Source organism: Paenibacillus amylolyticus (assembly GCF_050990605.1).
GTDB classification, from domain to species: domain Bacteria; phylum Bacillota; class Bacilli; order Paenibacillales; family Paenibacillaceae; genus Paenibacillus; species Paenibacillus amylolyticus_H.
This window is the reverse complement of record NZ_CP158832.1, coordinates 1-11,803: the sequence shown is the minus strand read 5'-3', so window position 1 is coordinate 11,803 and position 11,803 is coordinate 1. Positions and strand designations below refer to the sequence as shown.

Sequence of the window (11,803 nt, the reverse complement as noted above, 5' to 3'; positions counted from 1 at the left end):
AATATCTATAGTTATCCGATAACCTCTTGGATGTGAAGCTGCCGTTGCTGCATCAGGTTAATGATGGTTCCTTCTACTGACACCATAGGCCGTGTAGGATGATCTCGATCAGAGAATACGATCTCTCCAATTTGGTTATTGCTGAGTTTTACTCGGATGCCATTATGGATCTGGGTCGACCGTTGAACAAATACTCTTACAATTGCAGGGTCCAATTTCCCAAATGCCTCACTTTGGATCTGTTCTAGGACTAGGTACGGTGATTGTGCCTTGCGGTAGATCTTCTCCAGCGTCATGGCGTGGAAAATATCAGCGATAGCTACAATCTTGGCATAAATATGAATCTGCGTCCCACTAAGCTGCAACGGGTAGCCTGATCCATCCACTTTTTCATGATGCTGTAATGCTGCAAGTCTGGCTCCCTCATTAATGGCCTTTGCCTGTTTAAGAATCTGATAACCATATTTCGTATGCTGACGAATCTCTTCCTGCTCTGTAGCCGTCAACGTGGATGGTTTATGGAGAATCTGCGGATCTACCTTGTTGTTACCAATATCATGGAACAAGCCTGCAAAAGCCACTTGCATCCAATCCTTGGAGGGGAGATCGATCCATTGAGCCAGTTGATAGGATGTGATCGCACTCAGTACGGCATGGTGATATACATAATCATGTTCTTGCATTACTCGTGGGCTGAAGGTAAGCACATTATAATGTTTGAGATGTACAAACACAGCCTCCATCTGTGTACGTAACTCATAGACAGGCAATTCAGCCGCCAGAGAGGACAGGAAAGCATTTTTCGTTAGTCCGACCATCTTCTCATACTCATCCTGCAAAGACGTTACTACAGGCACTGTGGTGAGGTTCCCTGTCTTCCCAGCCCGTTCACCATTGTTGTCATTGGCAGAACTTCCTGCGGACACAGATGCACCTTTGGTTCCTGTACTACTCGACGCCATTCTTTCTTGTTCAATATCTACCTGTTGAATCATAAAGGCTCTGAGCACTTCCATATCCTTGGGTAAAATGACTTTCCCCTTCTGAAGCAGAACGTTGCCGCGAAGTGTTTGCACATCACTCCCAAGTTTGAGTCCTGGTTTGATTTCTGACAGGGTGATTAATCCCATATGTATTCCCCTCACTCATCGTTCTTCTATGTTAATAACAAACAAGACCATAGTCCCGGTTTTTCATGATATTTCCCATTATATTACTCAGGAATCAGGCTGTACATCCCAGATTCGGAAGAATAAAAGAAGAGATTCATTTATACAAACAAAAGGGCTCCCTGTGGGAGCCCTCGCAATCTTCTTCCAATCTCCAAGAGATCGGCCTTTATAAATTCTATTTTATACTTCTGAACCGGAATCGTCGCCTTCAACTTCAGCGTCAGCAACGGGGCCTTCTTCCAGGCTTACTGCCGGAGCTTGGGAATCCCCGCCTTCCGAGCCTTCAAGCAATTCGTCGTCTGGTTCTTCTTCATTCTTATCGATTCGGCTGACTGTAGCTACGGAATCTTCATCACGAATATGAATCAGTTTAACACCCTGCGTGTATCGACCCATAGTGGATATGCCTTCCATGCTCATCCGGATCAAAGTACCGCTAGACGTGATAATCATCAGATCCTCTTCGGTTTTAACCATCTTAAGGCTGACTACTGCGCCGTTCTTCTCTGTGACATTAATAGTCTTGATCCCTTTACCACCACGAGTCTGCATCCGATAATCACTGACAGGTGTACGTTTACCGTAACCTTTGGCTGTAACGATCAGAACATCAAGCTCTTTATCAACTACATCCATGCCGATAACAGCATCCTGCTCATCCAATGTAATCCCCTTAACTCCGGTAGCACTACGTCCCATGGAACGTACATTACCTTCGGAGAATCGAATAGACATTCCGTGAGCTGTACCCATAATGATCTCTTGCTGTCCATCAGTCAGCTTAACATCGATCAGAACATCATCATCACGCAAGGAAATACCGATCAAGCCGCCTTTGCGGATATTGGTGTAATCCTCAAGTGGTGTTTTCTTCACTACCCCTTGGCGGGTAGCAAAGAACAAGTATCTGTCACTTTCGAATTCCTGAACCGGAATTACGGCATTAACCGATTCACCCTGCTCAATCTGGATCAGGTTGATAATCGGCGTTCCCCGTGCGGTACGTCCAAGCTCTGGAATCTCGTAGGCTTTGAGACGATACACTTTACCTTTGTCCGTGAAGAACATGAGGTAATTGTGAGAGTTCGTTACGAATAGATGCTCAACAAAGTCGGTATCTTTCGTATCCATACCCACGACCCCACGTCCACCACGTTTCTGGCTGCGGTATGTGGATACCGGCAGACGTTTCACGTAGCCTGTATGGGTAATCGTAATGATAACCTCTTCACGTGGAATCAGGTCCTCATCCAGAATGCTCTCTTCACCTACAGTGATCTCTGTACGACGATCATCGCTGAAGCGGTCGCGGATCTCTTGCAGCTCCGTACTGATAATCTCAAGGACCAGATGCTCATTGGCCAGAATTTCGCGATACTCTCTGATTTTGACCATCAGTTCGTTATATTCATTTTCAATACGTTCGCGTTCCAGACCTGTGAGTCGTTGCAAACGCATATCGAGAATAGCTTGAGCTTGATCATGACTGAGTGAAAAACGCTCAATCAAACCTTCTCTCGCTGCATCCGCATTACTGGATGAACGAATCAACGTAATAATCTCATCGATATGATCCAGCGCAATACGCAAACCTTCTAGAATGTGTGCACGAGCTTCAGCCTTTTTCAGTTCGAACTGCGTACGTCTGCGAATAACCTCAATCTGATGCTGCAGGTAATGATACAACACTTCGCGCAAGTTCAGAATTTTAGGTTCTTTATTAACAATCGCAAGCATGTTAATCCCGAAAGTGGATTGCATCGATGTATGTTTGTACAGGTTGTTCAGGACAACCCCCGGATTAACGTCTCTGCGAAGCTCAATTACGACCCGCATACCATTACGGTCAGACTCATCACGTAGGTCAGTAATACCATCAATCTTTTTATCACGTACCAACTCGGCGATTTTCTCAACGAGTCTCGCCTTGTTTACCTGATAAGGCAGCTCCGTAACGATAATTCGCGCCTTGTTGTTGTTCTCTTCGATGTTGGTTTTGGCCCGCATCGTTACTGAACCACGTCCGGTTTGATACGCCTGGCGAATGCCTGAGCGGCCCAAAATGTAGCCGGACGTAGGGAAGTCTGGTCCTTGGATGTAATCCATGAGTTCCATGGATGTAATATCCGGATTTTGAATCATGGCCTGTACACCATCAATGACCTCACCCAGATTATGAGGAGGAATATTGGTGGCCATACCTACCGCGATCCCGCCGACCCCATTGACAAGCAAGTTAGGAAAACGAGCAGGCAGAACGATTGGTTCATGTTCTTCACCGTCATAGTTTGGCTGGAAATCAATCGTATCCTTGTTGATATCTCTGAGCATTTCCATAGCAATCTTGGACAAACGTGCTTCGGTGTAACGCATGGCTGCTGCCATATCACCATCGACCGATCCAAAGTTACCATGTCCATCTACATGCATATAACGCAGGGAGAAATCCTGGGCCATCCGTACCATCGTCTCGTAAACAGCAGAGTCACCGTGTGGGTGATACTTACCGATAACTTCGCCGACGATTCTGGCTGATTTTTTATGTGGTTTATCGGGGGTCATGCCGAGCTCTGACATTGCGTACAGAATACGCCGGTGAACCGGCTTCAATCCATCACGCACGTCAGGTAAGGCACGGCTAACAATGATGCTCATCGCATAATCCATAAACGATTCACGCATCTCGACGCCTATATCCCGATCTGTAATCTGAGAGTTCATTTCTTCCGCCATGCTGGACCTCCTTCTTGTCCTTCAACAAACGTTCCATTCCGTCATGCAAGAAAATTGATTATATGTGAAAAGCCTAACAAGGCTAAAACCGCGCAAGAACGCTACTCTTTATTATATTACTTTCACAAAAGTTACACAATTAAACGTCCGCTGGGCAATAGCCTTTCTTCCGGGAACTTCTGCGTCTCTGGGGATACGCCCTGCCTTCCTCCCCAATTGCACATACAATGCTAGAAATACGGCATATGTACTGTGCCCATCGAGGCTAAGGCCATTCCCGTCCTACGATCAAACTGCAAATTGTGCAGCTCATCGCACAAAACGCCATATTTCTCTATTATATCACTGAAATCGTCTCTTGTCCTTTGATTTCTCCGTGTCTTTCCCTCTTTGGAAATGAGCAAAACATGAAAGGACTGATGGATCTTGGGTATCCAACGCGTCTCCAGCAAATGGGCCAAAACAGCTGTGTTACAACGCAGTCGCATTGTGAATGAATATATCCCAGTCACCCGAAAATATAGCCGTCAAACTTTAGAACGAATGACTGAATTATTCGAGTCCAACTATATCAAACCGGACCGTGGTACTTACGGTAATGGGGTCATGCGGGTGAAAACAACCCGTTTATACGAACCTGTCGTTAATTCCGAAGATTCCACCACAGATGCAGAGGTTTCGGAAGAACCTACTGATCGGAACCTGCCTGATGAATCCGAAGTAAGTGCTGTTATCTCCAGAGCTACCTATCTCACAACAACATATCAACTCCAATACGGTACAGAGGAGAGATCATTTCATTCCCTGGATGAACTCGAACGAGCACTGAATGATCGAATTCAGGAACGTGATTATATCATTCAACAGGGAATCTCGCTGATGAAGCATGGAGATTTGCCTTTTGACTTACGTGTGTTAACTCAGAAAAATCTGCAACACAACTGGGAAACCACAGGTATTCTAGGACGTGTTGCTGCGCCGGGCAAAATTATCACCAACATTCATGGCGGTGGACGATTGGCCACGTTTGAAGAACTGGTACTCCCCCATCTTCACCAGGACGGTTTCAAAAAACTTCGCACTGAGCTGTACCGCTTAGGTATTCATACCGCTGTGCAATTGCAAACATCATTTCCGAGACTCAAAGAGATTGGTATCGATATTGCACTAGACGAAGCAGGGCGTCCCTGGATTCTTGAAGTCAACACACTGCCAGGCATTTATGCCTTTGGCTTATTACCGGACAAGGAGGCATACCGGAAGATCAAACGCTATGCGATTGCGTACGGTCGTTTGCCCTCCAAAAAGGGTAAGAGCTCTCGTACATCCCCTAAAGCCCAGGCCTCGTCTGCCAAAAAACGTGTTCGCAGATAACAAAGGGATACGGAATTCTATGTCTACTGCCTTCCCTATTCCATACTTCCCCTAATATAAAAAGGCGCCCTCGCAGGCGCCTCTTCGAATATGTTAAATGTCGAGGTTTTTCACGTATTTCGCATTTTCCTGGATAAAGTCACGACGCGGTTCAACGTTATCCCCCATCAGGGTGTCAAACATGGCATCAGCAAGTATGGCATCATTAATCGATACTTGCATCATGGTCCGGCTCTCCGGATCCATCGTTGTTTCCCACAATTGTCCGGCATTCATCTCACCGAGACCTTTGTAACGCTGAACGTTGAACTTCGCATTTTCACCGAGACTTGCAATAATTTCATCGCGTTCTTTCTCGGAACCAGCGTAGCGAATCACTTTGTTACGTTCAATCTTGAACAATGGCGGCTGCGCAATGTATACATAGCCAGCCTCAATGATTTTACGCATGTACCGATACAGGAATGTCAGCAATAGTGTTCGGATATGAGCACCATCGACGTCGGCATCGGTCATCAAAATGATTTTGTGATAGCGGGCTTTGGCAATATCGAAGTCATCACCAATACCTGTACCCATCGCAGTAATAATTGCTCTAATCTCCGCATTCCCCAAGATCCGGTCGAGACGAGCTTTTTCCACGTTCAGAATCTTGCCACGCAGCGGTAAAATTGCTTGAAAATGACGATCCCGCCCTTGCTTCGCTGATCCACCTGCAGAGTCACCTTCGACGATGTACAATTCGCTGATTGAAGCATCCTTGGATGAACAGTCTGCCAGTTTACCTGGAAGTGAGCTTACTTCGAGTGCACCTTTACGACGTGTCAGTTCACGGGCTTTACGGGCAGCTTCACGCGCACGTGCTGCTTGCAGTCCTTTTTCCAAAATGCGACGGGATACGGAAGGATTCTCTTCCAGGAACTCCTGCAGCTTCTCGGCAAACAAGGATTCGACAATCCCACGCACTTCGCTGTTGCCCAGCTTGGTCTTGGTCTGTCCTTCAAATTGCGGTTCTGGAATCTTGACCGAAATAATAGCTGTCAAGCCTTCACGCACGTCATCCCCGGAAAGGTTCCCCGTGCTGTCCTTGATTACCCCTGCCTTACGGGCATAATCATTGATAATCCGCGTAAGGGCACTCTTGAAACCTGATTCATGCGTTCCACCCTCATGGGTGTTGATATTGTTGGCGAAGGAATAGATATTCTCGGTGTAGTTGTCATTGTATTGCAGGGCAACTTCCACCTGGATGTTATCTCTGGAACCTTCAACGTAAATTGGATTCTCATGCAGTACTTCGCGCTTCTGGTTGAGGAAGGAGACATATTCGATAATACCGCCTTCATACAGGAATGAGTTGGTTGCACCTGTACGCTCATCCGTCAGTGTAAGACCAATACCCTTGTTCAGGAACGCCAGCTCACGAATACGAGCCAGCAAGATGTCATATTCATAAACTCTTGTTTCCGTGAAAATTTCAGGGTCCGGATGGAATCTAACTGTTGTTCCCGTTTCTTCGGTTGTACCGATCACTTTCAGGTCGTACTGTGGAGCTCCACGGCGATATTCCTGTTGATAGATATGCCCTTCACGTTTAACCGTTACAACCACTTTTTCAGAGAGTGCATTCACAACGGACACACCAACACCATGCAAACCACCGGATACTTTATATCCGCCGCCGCCAAATTTTCCCCCTGCATGGAGGACAGTCATAACTACCTCAAGTGCAGGACGTTTCATTTTAGTATGTTCGCCGACAGGAATACCCCGTCCGTTATCGACTACAGTCACGCTATTGTCTTCATGGATACTGACCTCAATATGGTCACAGTAGCCTGCAAGCGCTTCGTCAATACTGTTGTCCACTACTTCCCAGACCAGATGATGCAGGCCCTTGGAACTGGTCGAACCGATATACATCCCCGGACGCTTCCGTACGGCTTCCAATCCTTCAAGGACCTGAATTTCATTCGCATCATATGACGGTTGATTCATAGACATGCCTTTCACCTACTTCTATAGATTCAATATCGTAAATATGCGTTAACTAATAATGTTTGCTGGAACAGGCTACGTCCTTCATTTCAGCCAGCTATCCCAATTTAAAGACAAGCAGCAAAAGAAACATCTTTTATGCCACACAACGCTAGAGATCCGGAAAAATGTGAGCTCGCTTCTTCAGCGTGGCTGAGGAAATAGGCGAGTAGTACACAATGTTTTTGGTCACCACAATGGACTTGGCTTCCTCTTCGCCGATGTGTTCCACGGTTTTTTCCTGCTCGGCATGCGTGACATACTGCTTGGAGATCTTTGAGGATTTTTCAATCGATATATCAAAAATAGCGACCAATTCGGAAGAACGGATGATCTTCTCACCGCCCAGATGAATGTACATAAGCCCCTCACTCCTTAGCGTTCAACCTGTCCGGCATGAACGTGATAAATACTGGCATCTTTGAGCTTGTCAACGTTCAGGCTCTCGATCCCGGTAGCCGTAATAAAGGTTTGCACCTTGCTCTGGAACGTTTCGATCAGCTGTGTCTGGCGAAAAGGGTCCAGCTCGGACAGAACATCATCCAGTAACAGAACTGGATATTCTCCGATTTCTTCATGAATCAGTTCAATTTCCGCAAGTTTAAGGGACAACGCCGTTGTGCGCTGCTGCCCCTGCGAGCCATATGTTTGCACTTCCCGATCGTTAATGAAAAAGGACAGGTCATCCCGATGCGGCCCACTAAGGGTTGTGCCTCGGCGAATCTCCTGCTCTTTCATTTGTGATAATTTTATCATAAATTGGTCCATTAAGACAGCTTCATCTTCCTCAGCGGCTTCGCTGAAGGAAGGAAGGTAGGCCAGCCGCAAGACTTCTCCGCCTCCGGTGATCCCCTGATGAATCGTTTCTGCCCACTTTTGCAACTTCTTTATGAATTGTTTCCTTTTTTTGACGATTTTAACACCATGCTCAACCAGTTGTTCGTTCCATACCTCAAGCATGGTCTGGGCCGATGCCCCTTGTCCCCATAACTGTTTAAGCAAATTGTTTCGTTGGACGAGCACTTTTTGATATTGCTGCAGATGATACAGGTAACCTGGTGCAACCTGTCCAATCTCCATGTCAAGAAACCGGCGGCGGACCCCCGGTGTGCCTTTTACAATCTCCAGATCCTCCGGTGCAAACATCACAACATTGAGCGCTCCGACAAAATCGCTTAACTTGCGCTGCTCCAGGCCATTAATCTTTGCTTTTTTGCCTTGTTGCGACAAAGATAGTTCAAGCTTGACCGATCCGTACTTTTTGTCAACCTCTGCTGCAAGTCTGGCACGTTCCTCACCGAAACGGATTAACTCCTTGTCACGGGATGTACGATGGCTCTTGGTGAGTGCAAGTACAAAAATCGCCTCTGCAAGATTGGTTTTGCCTTGGGCATTTTGCCCGATCAACAAGTTTACGGGACCAAATGAATCCAGTCTCAGATGTTCATAATTGCGGAAATTCTGCAGATCAATGCTGTTCACAAACACGCGGTAACCTCCCTTTTATCCCGTCCGTCAGGAGGCAGCAGGATCGAACTGGTCCTCTTATTCTGCAGCAACTTCGAATGTGCCTTCTCCGTCCACTTCAACGATATCCCCAGGGTATAACTTACGTCCCCGGCGTTCTTCAGGCTCTTTATTCACACGTACAAGTCCTTCCTGAAGCAAAGCTTTGGCCATACCTCCGGTTGGGATGCAATCAGCCAGTTTCAAAAATTGATCAAGCTTAATATATTCCGTACGAATCGTAACTTGGTTCACTGTGATCTTCCTTTCGTTAGTTGGTCGTCCGATATGGCAATATCACGTAAAGGCTGTGACTGTCATCCAGCGGTTTCAAGATAATTGGACTCATGACTCCTGTAAAAGCGATCATCAGCTGTTCACTTTCAACAACTTTCAGCACATCCAGCATGTATTTGGAGTTGAATGAGATTTTTAACGGATCTCCTGTAAACTCGGCAGGTTCGATTTCTTCTCTTACTTTACCCAGCTCGGAAGAGCTTGAGGAAATTTCAACGGATCCCGAATCCATGGTTTGCATACGCACGATGTTTGTTTTCTCTTCACGCGACAGCAAATAAGCCCGGTCAATGGATTCACTTAATTTTTTTGTATCCAAAACAAGTTCTGTTTTGTAGGACGTTGGAATAATTCTAGAAGTATCCGGATATGTTCCGTCCAAAATACGGGAGTAAAACAATACACGGTCGATTTTGAACAGGACCTGGTTATCTGCAACAACGATATCCACAAGGGTATTTTGATCCGGAACAATTTTGCTGAGCTCGTTCAGCGTTTTACCGGAAATAACCACGTTGTTGAAGCGGATACCTTCTGCATTATCCAGCATTGCTGATCGAGTAGCAAGACGGTGACGGTCTGTTGCCACAAATTTCAATTCATTGTCACCCAAACTCCAGAGTACACCTGTCAGGATTGGAGTGGTCTCGTGTGTGGAAATGGAGAAGACGGTTTGTTTGATCATATTTTTCAGCAAATCTCCTGGAATGGAGACCGTTTGGTTTTCTTCGATGCTTGGCAGTACCGGGAATTCTTCCGGATCAAGACCTACCAGTTGAATTTCGGTAGCACCTGCGGAGATAAAGGTGTTGAAGTTCTCTTTGACTTCCATGTGCACTTCCTGTGATGGGAGCTTTTTGATGATCTCCACGAAAAACTTGGCTGGCAAAACTACACTGCCGGGTTGATCTACCTGAACTACGCTTTTATCTCCATCTTCAAGCGGAATAAAGGATTGAATGGATATATCGGTGTCACTTGCTGTCAACGTTACACCTTGATGATTCACGTCGAATTTGATACCGCTCAGAATCGGAATCGTTGTACGGCTTGAGATCGCTTTGGATACTTGCTGTATGGAATCGTTTAAGTAGTTTTTCATTATGCTGATTTTCATGGTTTCACTCCTAGCTGATTTTTTTGGTGTTGGGGTGTTAAAAGGTGTTTTTCAAAGGCCGAAGGCTAAGCTCCGAAATGGCTATTTTGGAGATGATATCTTTAAGATCTTTTTAGTAATAATAGTAATAGGGGCACTGAATATGTGGATAAGTGGGTATAAACCCGTACACCCAAGCCTATCCACATGTGTATACGTTGTGCATAGGCTTGGGACTTGTTCAGGTTGGATTCTTAATTTTTTCGGTTAAGTTGTTGATAACTTTATAGAGATCCTGATCGTTTTTAATCGCTTGGGAGATTTTTTCGTGAGCATGTATGACAGTGGTGTGATCTCGTCCTCCGAATGCTTCCCCAATTTTGGGCAGAGAAAAGTCTGTCAGTTCACGAGAGAGATACATGGCAATCTGTCTTGGAAAAGCAACTGCCTTGGTCCGTTTCCGTGCTTTGAAATCTTCAAGCTTGAGGCTATAATACTCGCCGACCTTTTGTTGGATGTCATGAATAGTGATCATTTTGGGACGACTGGAAGGAATAATATCCTTCAGTGCTTCAGCTGCCAGATGAGTGGTTACATCTTGATTAGTCAGTGAAGAATAAGCAACGACCCGAATCAGGGCACCTTCCAGTTCACGAATGTTGGTGTCAATCTGGTTGGCAATGTACATCATCGCTTCATTCGGAATATCCAAGTTTTCCGCACGTGCCTTTTTACGCAAAATTGCAATCCTAGTCTCCAAATCTGGAGGCTGGATATCCGTAATTAACCCCCATTCAAAGCGAGAACGAAGCCGTTCTTCCAGTGTCGGAATTTCCTTCGGTGGTCTGTCGCTGGAGATGATAATCTGCTTCCGTTCCTCATGCAGCGCATTAAACGTATGGAAAAATTCCTCTTGTGTTGATTCTTTTCCCGCCAAGAACTGAATATCATCAATGAGCAAAATGTCGACGCTCCGGTATTTGTTACGGAAGCTCTCTCCGCGGTTGTCACGGATTGAGTTAATGAATTCGTTCGTGAATTTTTCAGACGACAAATAAACGACTTTGCTGCCCGGATCATGCTCCAGAACATAATGTCCGATCGCATGCATCAAGTGAGTTTTACCGAGTCCTACTCCTCCATACAGAAAGAGAGGATTGTAAGCTTTGGCGGGCGCTTCAGCGACCGCCAGCGATGCGGCATGGGCAAAACGGTTGCCCGGCCCGATGACAAATGTATCGAACGTATATTTCGGATTCAGCATGCTGAGTACCGCTTCTTCCTGTACAACTGTAGGCGTTGGTGCCGGCAGTTGCGGGTCTGGTTCAGCAGGCTTGTTCTCTTCGATGACAAATTTCACATCGACTTGCTTGCCAAGCAGCTCGTATACCGTCGAACCAACCAATTTGGTGTAACGGCTCTCCAGCCATTCGACGGCAAATGTGGTTGGTGCGGAAATGACGATTGAACGGTCATTTAGCTTGGTGGCTTTGGTTGCTTTGAACCAGGTGTCAAAGCTGGGTTTGCTGAGTTTGTTTTGTATGATTGATAAAATTTGCTGCCATAAATCAGAAGTATGGCTGTCCAC

At 46.0% G+C, this 11,803-nt stretch carries 9 protein-coding genes; 1 reads left to right on the top strand and 8 read right to left on the bottom strand.

What is annotated here, in order from left to right; translation table 11 throughout:
• Window positions 1-11 precede the first annotated feature (11 nt).
• Together ABTV53_RS00045 and gyrA are read right to left on the bottom strand one after the other, a co-directional pair.
• A complete protein-coding gene (locus tag ABTV53_RS00045) occupies window positions 12-1,130 on the bottom strand; it encodes an HD-GYP domain-containing protein (RefSeq protein ID WP_433749297.1) in 1,119 nt (372 codons plus the stop codon).
• Window positions 1,131-1,352: 222 nt separating this feature from the next.
• Complete coding sequence (gene gyrA, locus ABTV53_RS00040) at window positions 1,353-3,905, bottom strand: DNA gyrase subunit A (RefSeq protein WP_433749295.1); 2,553 nt, start codon at window positions 3,903-3,905, stop codon at window positions 1,353-1,355.
• A 426-nt stretch (window positions 3,906-4,331) separates the two neighbouring features.
• On the opposite strand from gyrA, the gene ABTV53_RS00035 reads away from it, so the two are divergent.
• The gene (locus ABTV53_RS00035; protein WP_433749292.1) at window positions 4,332-5,279 is read left to right on the top strand and encodes a YheC/YheD family protein; all 948 of its coding nucleotides are present in this window, start codon (window positions 4,332-4,334) and stop codon (window positions 5,277-5,279) included.
• Between the two features lie 93 nt (window positions 5,280-5,372).
• Here the strand turns inward: ABTV53_RS00035 and gyrB are convergent, their stop codons facing one another.
• The 6 genes from gyrB to dnaA all read right to left on the bottom strand — a co-directional run bounded on the left by gyrB (window position 5,373) and on the right by dnaA (window position 11,803).
• Complete coding sequence (gene gyrB / locus ABTV53_RS00030; RefSeq protein WP_433749289.1) at window positions 5,373-7,283, bottom strand: DNA topoisomerase (ATP-hydrolyzing) subunit B; 1,911 nt, start codon at window positions 7,281-7,283, stop codon at window positions 5,373-5,375.
• 145 nt (window positions 7,284-7,428) lie between these two features.
• A complete protein-coding gene (remB, locus tag ABTV53_RS00025) occupies window positions 7,429-7,677 on the bottom strand; it encodes an extracellular matrix regulator RemB (RefSeq protein WP_017691405.1) in 249 nt (82 codons plus the stop codon).
• 14 nt (window positions 7,678-7,691) lie between these two features.
• The gene (gene recF / locus ABTV53_RS00020; RefSeq protein WP_076216624.1) at window positions 7,692-8,804 is read right to left on the bottom strand and encodes a DNA replication/repair protein RecF; all 1,113 of its coding nucleotides are present in this window, start codon (window positions 8,802-8,804) and stop codon (window positions 7,692-7,694) included.
• A gap of 57 nt (window positions 8,805-8,861) precedes the next feature.
• Entirely contained in the window at window positions 8,862-9,077 is a 216-nt protein-coding gene (gene yaaA, locus ABTV53_RS00015; RefSeq protein ID WP_036611994.1) for a S4 domain-containing protein YaaA, read from the bottom strand.
• Between the two features lie 16 nt (window positions 9,078-9,093).
• Window positions 9,094-10,236 (bottom strand): DNA polymerase III subunit beta, encoded by a 1,143-nt coding sequence (gene dnaN / locus ABTV53_RS00010; protein WP_017691408.1) that lies wholly within the window; start codon window positions 10,234-10,236, stop codon window positions 9,094-9,096.
• A gap of 220 nt (window positions 10,237-10,456) precedes the next feature.
• On the bottom strand, window positions 10,457-11,803 hold the full coding sequence (gene dnaA, locus ABTV53_RS00005; RefSeq protein WP_036611990.1) for a chromosomal replication initiator protein DnaA: 1,347 nt from the start codon (window positions 11,801-11,803) through the stop codon (window positions 10,457-10,459).

Bases quoted from the DNA above. Each gene is read 5' to 3' on its own strand.
- remB (WP_017691405.1), bottom strand. From the start codon at position 7,677: ATGTACATTCATCTGGGCGGTGAGAAGATCATCCGTTCTTCCGAATTG.
- ABTV53_RS00045 (WP_433749297.1), bottom strand. From the start codon at position 1,130: ATGGGATTAATCACCCTGTCAGAAATCAAACCAGGACTCAAACTTGGG.
- gyrB (WP_433749289.1), bottom strand. From the start codon at position 7,283: ATGTCTATGAATCAACCGTCATATGATGCGAATGAAATTCAGGTCCTT.
- gyrA (WP_433749295.1), bottom strand. From the start codon at position 3,905: ATGGCGGAAGAAATGAACTCTCAGATTACAGATCGGGATATAGGCGTC.
- dnaN (WP_017691408.1), bottom strand. From the start codon at position 10,236: ATGAAAATCAGCATAATGAAAAACTACTTAAACGATTCCATACAGCAA.